The sequence below is a fragment of the Euzebyella marina genome (assembly GCF_014855515.1).
GTDB classification, from domain to species: Bacteria; Bacteroidota; Bacteroidia; order Flavobacteriales; family Flavobacteriaceae; genus Euzebyella; species Euzebyella marina.
The window spans coordinates 168,364-188,054 of sequence record NZ_JACYFK010000002.1; the positions used below are offsets into that span (position 1 = coordinate 168,364).

Genomic DNA, 19,691 nt, shown 5'->3' on the forward strand with positions numbered 1-19,691 from the left:
AGGCCTTAATTTGAGGGGTGCTAAATTGGCATTATCCCAATTATGTCAGTTCAAAATATTGAATCTGATAAAAGTGATTTTTTAATAAAATCGAGAAATTTTTTTTACGCGGATATTTTCGAGGAAAGTTGCTTGATTTTAATATGCAGAGCAGCAAAAAGAAGGGTTGTAATAGGGCTGAGCCAGTTAAAAATGGCATAGAGGAAATACTCGCCCGTTCCCACACCTAAAACTCCGCTGTGATAGGCTCCACAAGTATTCCAAGGTACCAATACGGAAGTTACGGTACCCGAATCCTCTAACGTACGGCTCAGGTTTTCGGGAGCAAGATTTCTATCGGCATAGGCCTTACTGAACATTTTACCGGGTACAACAATGGCCAGATACTGATCGGAAGCCGTTACGTTAAGGGCCAAACAGCTGCCAACGGTGCTGGCGAAAAGACCGAAAGTTGATTTAGCCAAGTTCAATAATGATTTGGTGATTCGGTCTAGTGCTCCGATTCCATCCATTATACCGCCAAATACCATGGCACAAATGATTAGCCAAATGGTGCCCAGCATCCCTGCCATTCCGCTAGATGAGAATAAATCGTTCAAAGCAGCATTATCGGTGGGTACCGAGGTATCAACCGTTATAGCCTTTAAGATGCCTTTATATCCCGATTCAAAAGTTAAGGATGTTGCTTCCGTAATGCCAGCAACTATGCCGGGTTGAAAAATCAGAGCAAAGAGTCCACCTAACAAAGTACCTATCAGAAGTGCCCCAAGAGGTGGGGTTTTCTTAACGATCAAAATAATAACGATGATGGGTACGATAAACAACCAAGCATTAATATTAAAAGTGGCTTCAATGGATTCTAGTAGCGAGCCTACTTCGGCCGAACCACTGGTTTCAATATTCAAACCGATAATGACGAATACCAAGAGCGTGATCGATATGGTAGGCACGGTGGTGTACAGCATGTATTTGATATGTTCGAAAAGTTCACCGCCTGCCATAGCCGGTGCCAAATTGGTCGTATCGCTTAAAGGGGATAGTTTGTCCCCAAAATAAGCACCTGATAAAATTGCTCCGGCGGTCATGCCTAAAGAAATTCCTAACGCTTCGCCGATTCCGATTAAAGCGATACCTACGGTCGCAGAGGTCGTCCAGCTACTACCTGTGGCCACCGAAATAATAGCACAGATGATGACACATGCGGCCAGAAATATGGTGGGGTTCAAAATTTGTAGTCCGTAATAAATCATAGCGGGAATGATGCCGCTTACCAGCCAGGTTCCCGCAAGGGCGCCGACCATCAATAGAATTAAAAGGGCACCGGTCGTTGATCGGATATTCTCGGAAACTTCATCTATCATTTGGTTGTAGCTTACTTTGTTCAAGAATCCTACAATGGCCGCTACGGCACCCCCTAAGAGAAGAATAAACTGGTTCGATCCACTCAGCGCATCATCGCCGAAAACAAAAACGTTATATGCCAACATTAACACCAAGGCTACCACAGGAATGAGGGCTTCAAAAAGGTTAAGATCTTTGTTCGCAACGATATTCTCGTTCTCTCTGTGCTCGGCGTCCTGACTTTCTTGCATATAATTTGGTTTAGCTAATGCGTAATATTACAATTTTACACCGCTTTGTGCAACTGTATTGTATAATTGGCATTAGGGTTCGTCAAAAGGGAAATATGTGTTAATTTTGTACACTTAAAACAAAGAAAAATTTATGAGTCAATATGATGTGGCCGTAATAGGCTCAGGACCCGGAGGATATGTAGCGGCGATAAGATGCGCCCAATTGGGAATGAAAACAGCTATTATCGAGAAATATAGCACCCTAGGAGGAACCTGCTTGAACGTAGGATGCATTCCCTCTAAAGCCTTACTTGACTCTTCACATCATTACGAAGACGCCGTAAAGCATTTTGAGGCCCACGGAATTGAAATTGCCGGTGAGGTTAAGGTCGATTTAGATAAGATGATTGCCCGCAAACAAGGGGTTGTAGACCAAACGACAAAAGGAATCGAGTTTTTGATGGATAAAAACAAGATTACCGTTTATGAGGGTATCGGTAGCTTTAAAGACGCGACTCACATTGATATTAAAAAAACCGATGGAAAATCGGAGACTATCGAAGCCAAAAACACCATCATTGCTACAGGTAGTAAACCATCTACTTTGCCATTTATTGAATTGGACAAAGAACGGATCATTACTTCAACAGAAGCCTTAAAACTAAAAGAAATACCAAAACACCTTATAGTAATTGGCGGTGGCGTTATCGGTTTAGAATTGGGCCAAGTATACAAAAGGTTGGGTGCTGAAGTCACAGTGGTGGAATATATGGATCGAATTATTCCAACGATGGATGGGGCCCTTTCCAAAGAGTTGACCAAAGTGTTGAAGAAGCAGAAAGTGCAGTTCAACCTTTCTCATAAAGTAAAATCGGTTGAGCGCAGCGGAGATGAAGTTATAGTAAAGGCTGATGACAAAAAAGGACAAGAGGTCGAAATTAAAGGCGACTACTGTTTAGTGGCAGTAGGAAGAAGACCTTATACCGAAGGGTTAAATGCCGATGCTGCTGGAGTGAAAATTGACGAACGCGGTAAGATTGAGGTCAATGAACATTTACAGACCTCCACGTCTAATATCTATGCCATCGGTGATGTAATTAAAGGAGCCATGCTTGCCCATAAAGCGGAAGAAGAAGGCACGTTGGTCGCTGAACAATTGGCCGGACAAAAGCCTCATATTGATTACAATTTAATACCAGGTGTCGTTTATACGTGGCCGGAAGTAGCAGCTGTAGGTAAAACCGAGGAGCAATTGAAGGAAGAAGGAGTGGCTTATAAATCGGGCCAGTTTCCTATGAGGGCCTTGGGTCGTTCAAGAGCTAGTATGGATTTGGACGGTTTCGTTAAAATATTGGCTGATAAAGAAACTGACGAGGTACTTGGCGTGCACATGATAGGTGCCCGTTGCGCCGACTTGATAGCCGAAGCGGTTACTGCGATGGAATTTAGAGCTTCTGCAGAAGATATTTCTCGAATGAGCCACGCACACCCAACATTTGCCGAAGCCGTTAAAGAAGCAGCCTTGGCCGCTACTGAAGACCGTGCGCTACATATCTAAAATATTTGTTAGATTCAAGATTCAATTAAAAAAGCCCCTGAAAAGGGGCTTTTATTTTTTATATCACATCCAAAATGGGCGTTTAGTTTTTTGCCAATCCGAAACGGCGAAGCAATCGTATGATTCGAGGCTTAATGGTGTTGTATGAATAAATGGCCGCAAATTCTATTTGCTTCATGGTAAATTCAGTTCCTTTTGCAATTTGAGTTTTAATCTCTTCTTTATGGTCTTCGTATTTCAAGGCGGTATACGTAGAAATATACATGAAGGCAATGGCTCCGGGTATCGCAACATAAGGGTTTAGCGAATGGTGGAAAAAACGATATAGGCCTAACCCTGTAAAGCTTCCGTAGAGAATAATAAAGTGAACCACGTAAATTGATAAGGTGCTCTGACCAATCTTCAACAAAGTTCTGTTTTGAAGTAGGCGTTCCAATACCATAAAGATGGCAAAAACGACAAAAACGTCACCGAGTCTTATAAAAAGGTAATTGTTGTAAAAAATATCAGAGAACAATTTAATTCCTGTGGCTTCCGAAATGCTCAAAAAGAAAGGTGAGCTAAGTTTGATCAAAGCGAAACCTATTGCTAGCAAACTTGCTATCGTCAACGGAAAGAAATAGTTCCGGTCACGTAATTTATTGAATATTAAAGATATTGAAGCTCCCAAAGCGGCATATCCAAACCATGGAATGATGGTGAAAACCGATCCGTTTGCTTTAGTAACGTAATTGGCAAACGCTTGCGGAAGAAAACTAAAGCCCCACTGTTTATATAGCGGCTCGAAAAGAAACAGAACAATTGCAATGGCCGAAAGTGTTAGGCCGAATACAAGATTTCTCTTGCGATAGGTAAGCAAGTAGATCCCGATAATGCCCAATAGCGACAACCCGATGCAATGAAGGACATCCACAATATAAAATGATGGATATATTTGGCCATTCAACAGCCCCATAAAATTGGTTCGTAGCAAATAGCCGATAAACAAGAGTTCTAGCCCTCTTTTGATGCCTTTTTTCACTCTTGGGTTGTTAAAACCCTGACCATCTTTTCCTTTTACCAAAAGAAAGGTGAAGATAAACCCTGAAACTGTGAAGAAAACAGGGGCGGTGATTCCCCTAAAATATTTCCAGATAGAATAGCCGACGTTGCTATCGTCGCGAAAAGCAGTATCGAGCAAACCATCTATAAAATGCCCTTGAAGCATCATAAGAATGGCCCATGCCCTGATGGCATCGATAAAAAAGAGTCGTTTTGACGAATTGGTCACCTTTGTTGTTTGTTTTAGGTCTTCGACCTATATACTTGTAAAACAGTTGTTTTGGATGTTTTCGCGGTCAAAATTATATAAAAAACTCGCAAATCAATTGTATTTGCTATATTTTCGCCAAATCACATATTTAAGTACGTTATGGCTAAGATTTTGGCATTCGCAGGAAGCAATTCTTCTCAATCTATCAATTACAAATTAGTTCAGTTTACGGTTTCAGGTCTTGATAATCATGAGGTGCAATTGCTGAACCTGGCCAATTTTCCTTTTCCTATGTACAGTGAAGATTACGAGAGGGACAACGGCTACTCGAATTCTTTGATTGAATTAAAAAATGACATTGCCGATGCCGATGGTATCATTATCGCGGTGAACGAACATAATAGCAATCCTTCTGCATATTTTAAAAACCTAATTGATTGGCTTTCAAGACTAGAGCGCACCTTTCTTCAAGATAAGCCGGTATTGCTCATGTCTACTTCAAAAGGTAAAAGAGGGGGAGTGGGAGCCATTGAAGTGGTTAAAAATATATTGCCTCGATTTGGGGCAAATGTTACCGCAACATTTTCACTGCCGTTTTTTGCCGATAATCTAGGTACTAGCAATCAAATCGCAGATACAGAACTGGCAGAGGCTCATTCGAAGGCCCTTAAAACGTTTCTTGAGCAAATCTAAACCCGACGGCGTTTGCGCATCTTAAATACCTTAAGTCTAGATAACACCGATGTTTTCAAACAGAGACTGCTTAAGTGGTCAAAACAATTTGAAGAGGTAGTTTGGCTAGACAGCAACAACCATCAGAACAAGTATACCGCTTTCGATGCTTTGCTGGCAGTCGACGGTCTAACGAGTATCAAGACCGATAGCGAAAATGCTTTTAACGAGCTTTCGGAATACCAGCAGCAAACCCAAGATTGGATTTTCGGTTACCTTTCGTATGACCTAAAAAACGACCTCGAGCAGCTTGATTCAGATAATTATGACGGTCTGGAATTACCTGAACTTTACTTTTTTCAACCTAAGAGAATTATTTGGGTTAAAGAAGATGAAGTAACCTTTTGTTATTTAGGTATGGTGGCGGATGAGATTGATTCGGATTTTGAAGAACTTAAGATTGTTAGGACTGTGGATGAGGATGAAGATGGGCATTCTAAAAACATTCACATTAAACTCAGAATGTTCAAAGATGAATATTTTAAGCGTGTCAATTCTTTACTTAGCCATATTAAGCGGGGTGATATTTATGAGGCTAACTTCTGCCAAGAATTCTATGCCGAGAATACTATTATCGATCCATTGAAAACTTACCGGAACCTGAACTCGATTTCCAAAGCTCCTTTTGCAACCTTTTGTAGGTTTTGGGATTCTTATTTGTTATGCGCTTCCCCAGAAAGATATATCAAGAAAAAGGGTACGCATGTGATATCACAACCCATCAAAGGAACGGCCAAAAGGTCTGACGATTCCCTAATTGATGAAGCGTACAAGAATCATCTTAAAAAAGACGTAAAAGAAAGGGCAGAAAATGTCATGATTGTTGATTTGGTACGTAACGATCTTTCGAAAAGTGCTATAAAAGGAGGGGTGCGTGTCGAAGAGCTTTGTGAGGTTTATACGTACGAGCAGGTACATCAAATGATTTCTACGGTGGTAGCAGAAGTGCCTGAAGGGGTAAAACCAGTTGATATCATTAAGGACTCCTTTCCGATGGGCAGCATGACCGGTGCACCAAAAATTTCAGCTATGCGCCTTATTGAAAAGCATGAAAACTTCAAAAGGGGGCTTTACAGTGGTGCTGTAGGCTATTTTAAGCCCGATGGAGATTTTGATTTTAATGTGGTCATCCGAAGCATTCTATACAATTCCAGTAGAAAATATGTTTCCTTTTCAGTGGGTAGTGCGATTACTTCGAGGGCAAATGCCGAAAAGGAATATGAAGAGTGCCTGTTAAAGGCAAGAGCAATGAGACAGGTTTTAGAAAATAGCTAGTTCCTAGTAAGTAGTCGTTTCATTTAGTAATCTTTGCCTGTTCATTATCTTTGCAAACATGTTTAAGGCCTTTAAGGAACATATCGACCATAGGTTTCCCGAACTCAGACAGAGTGAATTTCTGTTTGCCTGCAGCGGAGGGATCGATAGTATGGTTTTGTTTCATTTGTTTTCACGATTAGACCTTCATTTTAATGTCGCCCACTGTAACTTTCAGCTGCGTGGCGAAGAAAGTGATGAAGATGAGAAACTTGTTGAAATAGAGGCTGTAAATAAAGGAGTTAATTATTTTGTAACACGTTTTGATACAGTAGGTTATTTAAATAAAAATAATCTTTCACTTCAAGTGGGCGCTAGACAATTGAGATATGATTGGTTTTCAGATTTGATGACTGAAAATCGAATAGAGTTTTTAGTAACCGCTCACCATGCTGATGACAATTTAGAAACCTTTTTGATCAATCTTTCAAGGGGTTCTGGTCTGGACGGATTAACAGGTATTCCCGAAAAGACAGGTTCAATTTGCAGACCTCTTTTACCATTCTCAAGAGAGCAGATTTTGGAGTACGCTAAAAAGCATAGTATTGAATGGAGAGAAGACCGAAGTAACTCCGACACGAAGTATTTGAGAAATAAGTTGCGACACGACATTATTCCTTTACTAAAGAGTTCGAGCCCCGCATTTCTTGACAACTTCAATAACTCGATAAAATACTTAAATCAAGTATTTGATATAAAAGAAGATACGATTCTTCACTTAAAGAATAAGTTGTTCATTGAAGGTGACCAATTTATTGAAATAGACATAGAGCAATTGATAGCTTTACAACCTCTGGAAGGGTATATGTATCATCTGTTTTGTACATATGGGTTCAGAGAGCCTCAAGAGTTAATTCAATTGACTGAAGGTCTTTCAGGAAAGGAACTGCGTTCTAAATCGCATCGGCTGATAAGAGATAGAAAGCGTCTTCTACTAAGCGAAATAAAGATTACTGAATCTCCTTCATACACCATCAATTATGAAAATCATGAAATTGTCCGACCGCTAAATTTGAAGGTGGAGGAGGTTTCAGGTGTAGGAGAACACACTAAAAATATAATTTATGTTGATGGGGATGCGTTAAAATATCCATTGACAGTAAGAAAATGGGAAAATGGCGACTATTTCCATCCGTTCGGTCTAGGAGGTAAAAAAAAGCTTTCCAAATATTTTAAAGACGAGAAATACAATACGCTAGCAAAGGAAGAGCAGTGGTTACTTTGTTCTGAAAATTCAATTGTATGGGTCATTGGTCGTAGGGCAGATGAAAGGTTTAAGGTAACCGACAAGACAAAGAAGGTCTTGAAATTAACTTACAGTAATGAAGGAAATTAAATATTTTATATTACTATTTTTCAGTGTTTTATATGTATATGGACAATCGGATGATGATCCCGTTCAGTTTACTACCGAGGTTCGTCAAATATCGGATGTTGAGTATGAACTAAAAATTCGGGCGAAGATTTATGAGGGGTGGCACGTATACTCGCAATATACGGCTGAGGGAGGTTCTTTACCTAGCGAATTCACATATAAAAAAGCAGGTGAAGACTATGAGTTAGTGGGCGAAACTTTTGAGAGTGAAACTGTAACGGAATACAGCGATATTTTTGAGGTGGATGAGACCTTTTTTAAAGATGAGGCCGTTTTTACACAGAGTATACGTTTGCTAAATGCAGAGGTCAGGCAAATTGACGTTAATTTCTTCTATCAAGTTTGTAAAGAGGTCTGTATTCCTGTTGACCACGATTTTGCCTTTGTTTTAGATGGTGGAGAGAAGGTTACTACAGAAGAGAGCATAGACGAACACAGCCAAGCCCTTGGTGAGGCACTCAATTTAGAACTTAAAAATAAAGAGCGTTTAAGAGGGGCCGGTGATGTCTCGCAGGGTGAAACAGGTTTATGGATGGTTTTTGGTCTGGGCTTTCTTGGGGGCCTGATAGCCCTATTGACACCCTGTGTGTTTCCTATGATACCTTTAACCGTATCATTTTTTACGAAACATTCGGAAAAGAGGTCAAAAGGCATTGCGAATGCATTGCTTTATGGTTTCTTTATAGTGCTTATTTATTTTTTATTGAGCCTGCCTTTTCATATATTCGATTCAGTTGATTCACAGGTTCTTAACACCATTGCAACAAATGTTTGGTTAAATATCGTTTTCTTTCTCGTTTTTGTCTTTTTTGCCTTCTCCTTTTTTGGTTATTATGAGCTGACTTTACCCAGTTCTTGGGCTAATAAAATGGATGCTGCCTCTACCAAAGTCGGGGGCGGAATCGGTATATTTTTCATGGCGGTAACCTTGGCCATTGTTTCATTTTCTTGCACAGGGCCAATTTTGGGTGGACTTTTAGGAAGTACTGTTCTTGAAGAAGGAGATGTGGCGATGAATCTCAGTATGGGTATGACCGGTTTTGGTTTGGCATTGGCTTTGCCATTTGCTTTGTTCGCTCTTTTTCCGGCATGGCTTAATTCTTTGCCCAAATCAGGAGGGTGGATGAATACCGTTAAAGTGGTGTTAGGCTTCTTGGAATTGGCCTTGGCACTGAAATTTTTGTCCAACGCAGACATGGTTGGCAATTGGGGTATCTTGAAGAGAGAAGTGTTCTTAGTGATTTGGATAGCGCTGTTCGCGCTCTTGAGTCTTTATTTGTTCGGGGTGTTTCGTTTTCCTCACGACGGGCCGAAACAAAAGCTATCTGTTTCTAGAAAATTAATTGGTTTTTTAAGTGCGGCGTTTACGGTTTATTTGATTCTTGGGGCATTTCAAGTATCGAATTTAAAATTATTGAGTGGCTTTCCACCGCCTACCTTTTATTCTGTACTGGAAAATGAGAGCGACTGCCCATTGGGGTTGGACTGCTATAAAGATTTTGAAAGCGGACTATCGTATGCAAAACAAGTAAATAAGCCCATATTGCTTGACTTTACGGGGTGGGCCTGTGTTAACTGTAGAAAAATGGAAGAACACGTGTGGAGTGAGTCTGATGTTTACGAGATACTCAAAGAAGACTATGTTCTGATATCCCTTTACGTAGATGATCGTAAAGAATTACCTGCTTCCGAACAGTTTAGCTATAAATTCGATTCGGGTAGAGTTAAAAATATAAAGACTATCGGTCAAAAGTGGGGTACGTTTCAGACCATTAATTTCAACGCTGCTTCACAACCGTATTACGTGCTGATGACACCTGAACTAGAAATTTTAAATGAAGCTGTTCAGTACACTGATAAAGAAACCTACAAAAATTGGCTTCAAACAGGCTTAAAGCGGTTTGAAAACCGCGCATTGGCCAACATTCAATAAAAAAAAGGCCGCTTATCGAGCGGCCTTTCTATTATAAATATTCCTTTTTAGTAAATGGTTCCGTCTATGATTAAGTCAAGCTTGGAAATGAAAGCGTCGTGCACATCTTCTTGACTAAGAATCTGGCCTTTCTTTTTGGTATTGTTAGCGAGATTAAAACCAGCTTTTGCCGCAGCGAGTCTTTGTGCCGGTGTTCCGTGATGGCCTGAACTATCAAATCCGCAATCGCCAATGTTGAAAAATGCGGTCAAAAAGTCTTCCACTCTTTTCCAGTTATAAGTAGCCCCACGCTTGTGAGTTAGATAATAACCGGTAATAAAATCAGCCTCTAACTCGGTCATTCTAGTCGATTCAGGAGTATTGATAAAAGCGGGTACGGGATAATCCCAAACACCGAAGTTCAAAAATTGAATTTGGTGCCCCCATTCGTGGGCCAAAATACTTGACCATACTACTTTTGGGTCTAAACCGGTGTCCTCTAAAAAGGTGACAATTCCGTCACCTACAACAATCGTCCTGTCGAAGGTCGCAAAGCCATCAGAAGCAAAGAATGGATTTTCCGGTATTTGATCACTGTTGGTATTAAAGGTTTCGGCAATCTCAAGAATGTAGTCAATGTCTTCAGGAGTAGCGGTCGAATAATTTTCGTAGATATATCGTATAAAATCAAGGTCTTCGAGAGTTTCGGTATGCTGCCCATTAACTTCAATCAAATCGGCCATGTCCCAGAACTTTTCAAGACTTCGAACACGATTTTTAACATAGTTGGTATATTCACCATCTTCACCGAAATAATCGGTATTCTTACCTTCATAAGCAGCGGCTATTTGATTGATGGCAAAATAATCTTCTAGGATGATGCCAATGGCATCAGGGTTGCCATCCCATGCAGCTATAAACCCATCTATCAAGAGGTCGTTATAGTAGTTGGCAACCTCGTTGAAAGGGGTAGGTCCGCATTCAGAAGGTTCAACCACTTCAGACAATTGAAGCTTTAAATCAAAATCTTTGACCAATCCGGAGGATTCCAAATCAAAATGGCCGGTCGATGGTATTTCTAAGTTGGTAGATGCCTGGGCCTTTACGACTGCTTCTGGGGTCGCATCATCCTGTACAGAAAGGTCATCGGAACATGAGCTGATTAGAACTCCCATTGAAAGAGCTAACGGAAGGATTTTTGTAATCGTTGTTTTCATATAGGTTCGTGTTTTTGAATTTGCATGAAAATATTAAGATTTTTTAACAATACTTGTTAAAAAAGAAACATTTTTAACAACTCTAGAGTTTTTTATTCAGTCCATAAATGATTTCGACTATTTTTTTTATTTCACTATTAAAGCTAACTTGAACTACACTTTACCTAAAAACATAAACCTTGAAAAGAATACTTTGGGTGTTATTTGTTTTGCTCGGCATAGTTCTAATAGCGGGCTTTTTCTTCATTAAAACATTAAAACCGGATTATGACGGCGAATTGGAATTGGAAAGTCTTCAACAAGAGGTTTCGGTTTATTATGATTCCTACGGAATTCCACATATATACGGAAGTAGTGAAAAAGACGCTTTTCGTGCCTTAGGCTATATTCACGCACAAGATAGGCTCTGGCAAATGGAGTTGTTGCGAAGAATTGGCAAAGGGCAGCTCTCTGAACTTTTCGGAAAAGACCTCATAAGTACCGATAAGTTCTTTCTTGCTTTGGGCATAGACGATGCCTCGGCCAAAACGGTCTCTCAGCTCAATAAAAATGATGAAGGGGTACAATTGACCCAAGCATATCTCGATGGTATCAATTCGTTCTTAAAAGAAGGCCCGACACCCGTAGAGTTTTACCTGACCGGTATTGAAAAGCGCCCGTTTGAGTTGACTGATGTATATAATGTTATGGGGTACATGGCCTTTAGTTTTGCCATGGCCCATAAAACAGACCCGTTGTTGACGAAAATGAAGGAACAGTTAGGACCACAATATTTAAAAGATTTGAGTATACACAGCGACACGTCTACTGTATGGTTGAAAAATACTTTACAAAGCGATAGTGTTTCCTTGAAAACTAATGAGGTTATCGCTGGAATTTTCAAAACTCTGGAAGCGTTGAATATTCCACAATTTGAAGGCAGTAACAGTTGGGTTTTAGGCCCAGAAAAGACCAAGAACAAAAAAGTAATATTTGCCAATGACCCACATATTGGTTTTTCACAGCCTTCGGTATGGTACGAGGCCCATGTGGTGACACCTCAATACGAGAAATATGGTTACCATTTGGCGGGAGTTCCTTTTCCTATTCTGGGCCATGACCGCAATTTGGCTTACGGAATGACCATGTTCGAAAATGATGATGTCGATTTTTATTATGAAGATGAAAACCCGGAAGACAAATCACGATATAGGGTCAATGATAGCTGGCGTAGTTATGAAATGGTTGATAAGATTATAAAGGTCAAAGATTCAACAGATATTGAATTTACCTTTAAGAAAACCCATAGAGGCCCTATATTGAACGGTATCGCCGATCAGGTCGACATGAAACGGCCCGTATCTATGTGGTGGGTATACACCCAACACGATAACCAGGTTATGAAAGCCTTGTACGAACTATCGCATGCGAACGATATAGATCAATTCAGGGCCAGTCTCAAATATATTCACGCGCCTGGGTTAAACATTATGTATGGTGATGCCAAAGACAATGTAGCATGGTGGGCAAGTGCCCATCTTTATCAAATACCAGATTCCGTCAATACCAAATTAATTTATGATGGCACTAATTATTTAGACGACCAGAAGAAGTATTTGGATTTTAGTCAAAATCCGCATGCAGAAAATCCCGATTGGCATTATGTCTATTCGGCCAACAATCAACCTGATAGTATTGCCGGTATGCTCTATCCGGGGTATTATCTGCCCGAAAACAGAGCTAGAAGAATTGTTGATTTGTTGGATGCGAAAGACGATTGGGTAATGTCAGACGTTCAAAAGATGATCAATGATGTGAATTCACCGGTTGATGTAGCGACTGTGAAGAGTTTGCTGAAGCTAATAGATATGGAAGGTTTAAGCGAATCTGATTTGGGAACGCTTGATGATTTAGGCGCATGGCAAGGTGGTTATGAGCTTGATGATTTAGAAGCAACGGTTTTTCATCGTTGGATGTTCTATGTTTTAAATGACGTGTTCAAAGACGAGCTAGGGCAGGGGTTGTTTGATGAGTTTATGTCTACGCATCTAATTAAACGAAGTATAGCACCTCTTGTAAACAATGAAAATTCGGTTTGGTGGAATGATGTTGCCACTGAAAAAGAAGAAACCGCAAAAGAAATAGTAACCCAGGCTTTTCACCAAGCAATTTCAGATTTAGAAAAATCGTTGGGAAGCGATAGGGAAAAATGGTTTTGGCAACGGGTACATACTCTAGAACACGGGCACCCGATAGGGCAAGTAGAAATGTTAAGAAGTTTTTTTAATGTCGGCCCCTTTGAAGTAGAAGGTTCAAGAGAGGTAATCAACAATATGTACTTTCCTTATGGTGAAGATGGCAATTATAAAGTCAGTTCAGGTCCTTCGACCCGTAGAGTGATTGATTTTTCAGATATAGAAAATAGCATGAGCATTTTGCCGACTGGCCAATCCGGCAATCCTTTTAGTGAACATTACAAAGACCAGGCTCAAATGTATGCAGAAGGTAAATTTAGAAAAATGATGATGAACAAAAAGGAAATTCAGGATCAAGCTGAATCTGTATTGAAATTCCTCCCTTCGAATAAAAATTAAATATGCTTATAAAAGTTTTCGGAAGTGCCGTTTTTGGTGTCGAGGCCACTACAATAACATGTGAAGTCAATGTAGATACAGGGGTAGGCTATCATTTGGTGGGGTTGCCCGATAACGCTATCAAAGAGAGCAATTATCGTATTGCGGCTGCTCTACTTAATAACGGATATCGCATTCCCGGAAAGAAAATAACTTTAAACTTAGCGCCTGCCGATTTAAGAAAAGAAGGTTCTGCCTATGATTTGACTTTGGCAATCGGTATTCTTGCCGCTTCCGGACAGATTAAATCGGAAAATATAGAGAAGTATATTATCATGGGTGAATTGTCTTTAGATGGAAGTTTACATTCCATCAAAGGGGCGTTACCCATTGCTATAAAAGCAAGGGAAGAGGGCTTTGAAGGCTTTATTCTACCTAAGGAGAACGCAAAAGAGGCTGCCATAGTTTCAGACCTGAAGGTTTATGGAGTCGACAATATAGCCGAAGTCATTTCATTTTTTGATAAAGGTGAGCCCTTAGAGCAAACAATCATCGATACTCGCGAAGAATTTTATAAAAACCTTGATTTTCCCGAGTTTGATTTTTCAGATGTCAAAGGCCAGGAAAGTATTAAGCGTTGCATGGAGATTGCTGCGGCTGGCGGACACAATATCATTCTCATCGGTCCACCCGGAGCCGGAAAAACTATGTTGGCCAAAAGATTACCCTCCATATTACCTCCGATGACATTACACGAGGCTCTTGAAACTACGAAAATACATAGCGTAGTCGGTAAGCTGAAAAACATGGGGCTCATGAGCCAACGGCCGTTCAGAAGTCCTCACCACACCATTTCGGATGTCGCATTAGTTGGCGGGGGAGCTTATCCTCAACCCGGGGAGATTTCATTGTCACATAACGGAGTATTGTTTTTAGACGAGCTTCCCGAATTCAAAAGAAGCGTTCTTGAGGTCATGCGTCAACCTTTGGAAGATCGTGAAGTAACTATTTCAAGAGCAAGATTTACGGTAACCTATCCTAGTAGCTTTATGTTGGTAGCCAGTATGAACCCTAGTCCCGGAGGATATTTTAATGACCCGGATGCACCGGTAACTTCTTCTCCGGCTGAAATGCAGCGCTACCTCAGTAAAATTTCAGGACCTCTTTTAGATAGAATCGATATTCATATCGAGGTTACACCGGTTCCTTTTGAGAAGTTGTCCGATGACAGAAAGGGGGAGAGCAGTGTAGATATTAGGAAAAGAGTAACGGCCGCAAGAGAGGTTCAAACCGAGAGGTTTGAGGGCCTTGAAAATGTGCATTACAATGCCCAAATGAGTACTAAGCAAATTAGGGAGTTCTGTCGATTAGATTCGAACTCAAAAGAACTGCTCAAAAATGCTATGGAAAGATTGAACCTATCTGCCAGGGCCTATGATAGAATTTTGAAAGTGGCCCGAACTATTGCCGATTTAGATAATTCAGAATCTGTTCAGGGCAATCATATAGCTGAAGCTATTCAATATAGAAGTTTGGATAGAGAAGGATGGTTGGGTTGAAGTAGATTTGATTGTAAAAAAAGGAACCCCGCTAAAATTTTAGCGGGGTTCCTTTTTTTAATATTTCGTTTGTTGACTAGCGCTCGATGTCTTTCATTATTCTAATAAAAAGCTGACGCTCTTCTTCTAATCTTCTAAATACCTGTAGGATTCTCTTCATTGTTCTAGGGGTTTTTTAGAGAACCCAAATATATCATTTCAGATTTTAATGGAAAGATAAAGTGCATATTTTTTCGATGAAATGCACTTTTAGGTTCATCCATCAAGTAAAAACCGCGACACTATAATCAGATGTCGCGGTTTTTGATTAAAAGACTAATTGTAAATCGAGGTATCTCAAACTGTACGGTTTTACCCTACACTAGGTACACTTGCATTTATTGAAATACCTGTGCATTTTGTTTAAAAGGGATAACTATAAATTAAGAAAATAGTCATCGCAATGATAAACACAATGTTGAAGGCCACGTAGATGTAGGTAAGTTTGTCTTTAAATTTCATTTTCTAATGTGTCTCATTATCACTAAACGAATATACCTACTAATTAAGAATACTTTACATAGAAAAACCCCATAATTTTGAGGGAATTATCCTAAAATAATGGGGTGATTCTAATTTTGATTTAGGGTATTCTTTATCTACAATTGATTGAATACTTATAATTTAACAAGAGAATTGCTTGCTGCCGACTTATAGACAGCTTCTACAACGCGAATATCTCTTAACCCTTCTTCACCAGGCACCATCAATTCTGTATTGTTGAGCAGTGCGAGCGCATCGTCGTCCATCTGTTTGGCCTGTTGATTTTCAATGGGAAAATTTATTTCTGTTCCGTTTGACATGATTCCTTTGTTACCTAAGTAAGCCGACTGCGGTTCCATTTGGGCCCATCCCTTTTCATAATTAATCTTCAAGTAGTTCATATTGATTCCAAAACTTGTATGACAGGCGGCTCGAGCCCCACTGGGGAATTCAAGCTGAAACATAGCTGTTTCTTCCACCTCATGGTAGATTTCTGGTCTTGTAGTAAAAGTTTGGGCCAAAACTGAAATAGGTTCTTCACCCGTGGCCAATCGCGCACCCTGAATCGCATAAACACCCATGTCACCCATAACGCCTCCGCCCATGGCCTTTTTTTGCTTCCAATGATCGGTACGGTTATCAACATACCCTGCCGCCGATGTCACCATACGTACCTTGCCGAAGGTGTTATCTTTGGCCAATTTCATATAGGCTTGAATATTGGGATCGTGCTGGCATCTATAGCCAATTGCCAGCTTCACTTTGTTGTCGGAGCATGCTTTGATCATCTTCTCGCAATCGGCCACTGATGGAGCCATTGGCTTTTCGCACCAAACATGTTTTCCTGCTTTTGCTGCTCTTACAACATATTCAGCATGCATCGAAGGCGGTAGCACCACATAAACCACATCGATATCAAAATTGTTCGCTATCGAATCAAAATTTTTATAGTCGTAAATATTTTTATCGGCAATACCGTATTTTTCTTTCCATACCGGTATTTTTTCAGGGCTTCCGGTAACGATTCCCCGCAGTTCACAATGTTTTGTCAATTGTAACGCCGGGGCCAATAAATCGGTACTATAGTAACCTAGGCCTACCAGGGCAATACCTAGTTTTTCTTTTTGTTGAAAAGTACTCGACCAAAGAGGGTTTGGGGCAAAAGCCGTTGATGCCGCCAGTAGTCCGGTTTGCTTTAAGAAGGTGCGTCTGTTGTTCATTTGTAGTTGTTTTTCTTGAGTTTAGAGAATTAAGCACAGAAATTACAATAAGAAATTCAATAAACCAATAAGTGAAAAACAACCCAAAACTTTATTAATCTATAAGCAAAAGTATTGAACAATGGTCAAGGCACAGTCTTAAAGAATATGACATAGAGTGACCATATAAAACAAATGGCGCATAGAAGGTAGACTAAGTAGTCATTAGAGGATGCATTATCTTTCATGACATGGGTTTTATATTAAAACGTTTAGAAGAGTAATTCCCTATTCAATTTTCGAGAAAGAACCGATTATTTCGTTTTTCCACCCGTACCTCGATATTCGGTAAGATAAAATCTTTCATTGGGTTTCCCTAACCCTGTATTCTTCTTAAAGACAAACGATTAGATGACCATTTTTATAATTATGCCGTATAGTGGTTCATCGATACATATAATCTGACGTTTTGTACAATCACAAATTATAGAATTGCCGTATATCGTTAATTTAGTAGTAATTCTTACTTGGTTTTGTAAGTATGGAAAAATCTCTACTGGTGTAATCTAAAAAATCTTGGTTATGGGCAATCAAAATGAAATTCGATATTGCAATCTTCCGCAAATGCCACAAAGGGCTTTCAATGTTCCTGTGGGACCTATGCGTTTGGAAGCTATTTTAGTGATGGCCAAAAAATGGGTAAACGGTACTAAATTAAAATATTCCTTTTTTGAAGGGGATGGGTTTTTTACTACAGTAACCGATAGCTCAGGTAATCAGTCAAAGTTATTTTGGAAAGGAACAGAAAGCGAAAAAGAAGCGGTACGTAATGCCTTTAAGAAATGGAAGAGTCAGGGAATAGGTCTTGAGTTTGAAGAATCTTCAGATTTTAGAGATTCGATTATTCGTATCGGTTTTGCCAAAGGAGAGGGTTCTTGGTCATACGTTGGTCGCGATGCTTGGGATATACCAAAAGAGCAAAGAACCATGAACTTTGGGTGGGATATAGTTTCAGACGAGGATACCATTTTACATGAAATAGGTCATGCTATGGGTTTTCCGCATGAACATCAAAATCCCAAAGCTGGTATAGTATGGGATGAAGAGGCTGTTTACACCTCACTGGCCGGCCCGCCAAACTATTGGTCTCGAGATCAGACCTATCACAATATCATTAGAAAAATATCGCCCGATGATGTTCAGGGCTCCAGTTGGGATCCCAATTCTATTATGCATTACCCGTTCGGGGCCAACATGATAATATCCCCTGAAGAATATAAAGATGGCCTTAGACCCGAAGATGGTCTTTCTGAGAGAGATATTGCCTGGGTAAAGCAGTTTTATCCAAAAATAGACAAGAGAACCTTCGTAGAATTAAAAGCCTTTCATTCAGAGATTATATCTATTAATGCAGGTGACCAGATTAATTTAGAATTTTCTCCTGAAGAGTCGAGAACCTTTACCGTACGAACCTTTGGTAATATGGACACGGTTATGGTACTATCTGAAGTTGTAGATGGTGAAAACCAATATCTTTCAGGTGATGATGATAGTGGTGAAGATAGAAACTCTTCAATTCAGATAAAATTGTTAAAAGGCAAAAAGTATATTGTCAACATTCGTTTGTACTATAAAACGAGTGCTGGTGATACCTGTGTAATGGTTTATTGAGTATAAAGCGGTCGTAAGGGGTTACAGTTGGTACTCCTCATTATTCCGGTCTTTGTTTTCAATTTTTCCCGCCGAAAATAGGTCTTTTAAAATGTAAGCGGCAATAATGGTGATACCTAGAACCAACAGCGGAATAGCAAATTTCCAATTCATTACATTCAAAAGGCTTCCGGCAATGATAGCCAAGGCGCCTACGACCATGGCAAAGTTCCACATGACCTGAATTTTCTGATTTTTCGCTTTTCGGTCCTCATCTAGAAAATAGGCCGTACCTTCCATGATGAACCATGTCATAAATGAAATGCCGACAATGATTTGTAGAAAGAGGGTATGTTGAAAGTCTAAAATCCGAAGTATTCCATTGGTTGTCCAACTTAAAACAAGTACCAGCTTTACAATATCAAGAAATTTTCTGTCAGATTTGTTCCAGAACCTAAAGAAGTATAAAATTCCGGTATTGGCAAAACCAAAGAGCACAATAGGTATAGCGTAGGGCCATTCAAGAATTTTCAATAGCATGCCAAGTAAGATGACTGTCATTGAAATTCTTAAAGGTACCTTTAAAATTTTCTCTTTTTTAGGCATAATGAAAGTATTTGGTTTAGATGGCCTTTATGTGCACACGTAGTCCTTCCATAATTCCAAGAATATTATTAACGGTTTCCTTCAGATAATATTTTATAAGTACATGAGGTATTCTGATGGTCGTAAAACCGTTTTTGAAAGAATGCATGGCTTCTTCCAGATCGTTTATAGCTTGCTCGTGTGTAAGCATATGGTACTCTGCATCAATTTCGATGTTGAGTTTTACCCTAGAAATGGCAATGTCTATTGACTTGGTACCATCCCACCACTCTAACATGGCGGTAACACCGGCTTCTTTTAAGCCGTAATACAATTGAATAGCCTCTACTGGAGTTTTATGGCTTTCAATAAGTTTCACCATACGCTTTCGGTGCGCTTGGCAAAGTTCTACTCCTAACGACTCCATGGCGAGCTTGTGCTCAGAGTGGTCGAGTTGTTTATTACATTCTAAACAGGTCATAAAATAGGTTAATTTATTTCGGGGGATTGTAACCCACTTTCGTTTGATTTGGGAATATAATAACCCTGTATTTTTTGGAATAGTATGTTGAATCGATGTATCGCACCCCATTATTAGACGAACTACATTTTTTTAGATAAACGACATTAAAAAGTGTTAAAACTGTTGTGAAAGTCAGGGTTGAGCTAATTCGCTCTATTTAATTTATC

14 protein-coding genes are annotated in these 19,691 nt (G+C 39.8%); 8 read left to right on the forward strand and 6 right to left on the reverse strand.

Annotated features, from left to right (window positions below; all coding sequences use genetic code 11):
- Window positions 1-104: 104 nt before the first annotated feature.
- Complete coding sequence (gene nhaC, locus IL356_RS09505) at window positions 105-1,592, reverse strand: Na+/H+ antiporter NhaC (RefSeq protein WP_121849228.1); 1,488 nt, start codon at window positions 1,590-1,592, stop codon at window positions 105-107.
- 133 nt (window positions 1,593-1,725) lie between these two features.
- Here nhaC and lpdA point away from each other — a divergent pair, with 133 nt between their 5' ends.
- Window positions 1,726-3,132 carry a dihydrolipoyl dehydrogenase gene (gene lpdA, locus IL356_RS09510; RefSeq protein ID WP_121849227.1) on the forward strand — a complete coding sequence of 469 codons (1,407 nt, stop codon included), beginning with the start codon at window positions 1,726-1,728 and terminating at the stop codon, window positions 3,130-3,132.
- 82 nt (window positions 3,133-3,214) lie between these two features.
- Here lpdA and IL356_RS09515 read toward each other — a convergent pair whose 3' ends face one another.
- Window positions 3,215-4,402 (reverse strand): acyltransferase family protein, encoded by a 1,188-nt coding sequence (locus IL356_RS09515; protein WP_121849226.1) that lies wholly within the window; start codon window positions 4,400-4,402, stop codon window positions 3,215-3,217.
- A gap of 141 nt (window positions 4,403-4,543) precedes the next feature.
- Here IL356_RS09515 and IL356_RS09520 point away from each other — a divergent pair, with 141 nt between their 5' ends.
- From IL356_RS09520 to IL356_RS09535, 4 genes are read left to right on the forward strand one after another with little or no spacing between them, the layout of a single operon-like run.
- Window positions 4,544-5,077, forward strand: a complete 534-nt coding sequence (locus IL356_RS09520; RefSeq protein ID WP_121849225.1) for an NADPH-dependent FMN reductase — start codon at window positions 4,544-4,546, stop codon at window positions 5,075-5,077.
- A 12-nt stretch (window positions 5,078-5,089) separates the two neighbouring features.
- Window positions 5,090-6,391: an anthranilate synthase component I family protein gene (locus IL356_RS09525; protein ID WP_121849224.1), complete on the forward strand. Its 1,302-nt coding sequence runs from the start codon at window positions 5,090-5,092 to the stop codon at window positions 6,389-6,391.
- A gap of 58 nt (window positions 6,392-6,449) precedes the next feature.
- On the forward strand, window positions 6,450-7,766 hold the full coding sequence (gene tilS / locus IL356_RS09530) for a tRNA lysidine(34) synthetase TilS (RefSeq protein ID WP_121849223.1): 1,317 nt from the start codon (window positions 6,450-6,452) through the stop codon (window positions 7,764-7,766).
- Window positions 7,753-9,738 carry a protein-disulfide reductase DsbD family protein gene (locus tag IL356_RS09535; protein WP_121849222.1) on the forward strand — a complete coding sequence of 662 codons (1,986 nt, stop codon included), beginning with the start codon at window positions 7,753-7,755 and terminating at the stop codon, window positions 9,736-9,738. The genes tilS and IL356_RS09535 overlap by 14 nt, the downstream gene beginning before the upstream one ends.
- 47 nt (window positions 9,739-9,785) lie before the next feature.
- On the opposite strand, the gene IL356_RS09540 is transcribed toward IL356_RS09535, so the two are convergent.
- On the reverse strand, window positions 9,786-10,934 hold the full coding sequence (locus tag IL356_RS09540) for a hypothetical protein (RefSeq protein ID WP_162987901.1): 1,149 nt from the start codon (window positions 10,932-10,934) through the stop codon (window positions 9,786-9,788).
- 179 nt (window positions 10,935-11,113) lie between these two features.
- Here IL356_RS09540 and IL356_RS09545 point away from each other — a divergent pair, with 179 nt between their 5' ends.
- Both IL356_RS09545 and IL356_RS09550 read left to right on the forward strand, forming a co-directional pair.
- On the forward strand, window positions 11,114-13,507 hold the full coding sequence (locus tag IL356_RS09545) for a penicillin acylase family protein (protein ID WP_121849220.1): 2,394 nt from the start codon (window positions 11,114-11,116) through the stop codon (window positions 13,505-13,507).
- 2 nt (window positions 13,508-13,509) lie between these two features.
- Window positions 13,510-15,045, forward strand: a complete 1,536-nt coding sequence (locus tag IL356_RS09550) for a YifB family Mg chelatase-like AAA ATPase (protein ID WP_121849219.1) — start codon at window positions 13,510-13,512, stop codon at window positions 15,043-15,045.
- Between the two features lie 656 nt (window positions 15,046-15,701).
- Here IL356_RS09550 and IL356_RS09555 read toward each other — a convergent pair.
- Window positions 15,702-16,787: a Gfo/Idh/MocA family protein gene (locus IL356_RS09555; protein ID WP_121849218.1), complete on the reverse strand. Its 1,086-nt coding sequence runs from the start codon at window positions 16,785-16,787 to the stop codon at window positions 15,702-15,704.
- A 561-nt stretch (window positions 16,788-17,348) separates the two neighbouring features.
- Between IL356_RS09555 and IL356_RS09560 the strand changes: the two genes are divergently transcribed.
- Window positions 17,349-18,437: a M12 family metallopeptidase gene (locus IL356_RS09560; protein ID WP_121849217.1), complete on the forward strand. Its 1,089-nt coding sequence runs from the start codon at window positions 17,349-17,351 to the stop codon at window positions 18,435-18,437.
- A 21-nt stretch (window positions 18,438-18,458) separates the two neighbouring features.
- Here the strand turns inward: IL356_RS09560 and IL356_RS09565 are convergent, their stop codons facing one another.
- Together IL356_RS09565 and IL356_RS09570 are read right to left on the reverse strand one after the other, a co-directional pair.
- Complete coding sequence (locus IL356_RS09565; protein ID WP_121849216.1) at window positions 18,459-19,022, reverse strand: hypothetical protein; 564 nt, start codon at window positions 19,020-19,022, stop codon at window positions 18,459-18,461.
- A gap of 16 nt (window positions 19,023-19,038) precedes the next feature.
- Window positions 19,039-19,482: a hypothetical protein gene (locus IL356_RS09570; protein WP_121849215.1), complete on the reverse strand. Its 444-nt coding sequence runs from the start codon at window positions 19,480-19,482 to the stop codon at window positions 19,039-19,041.
- Window positions 19,483-19,691 lie beyond the last annotated feature (209 nt).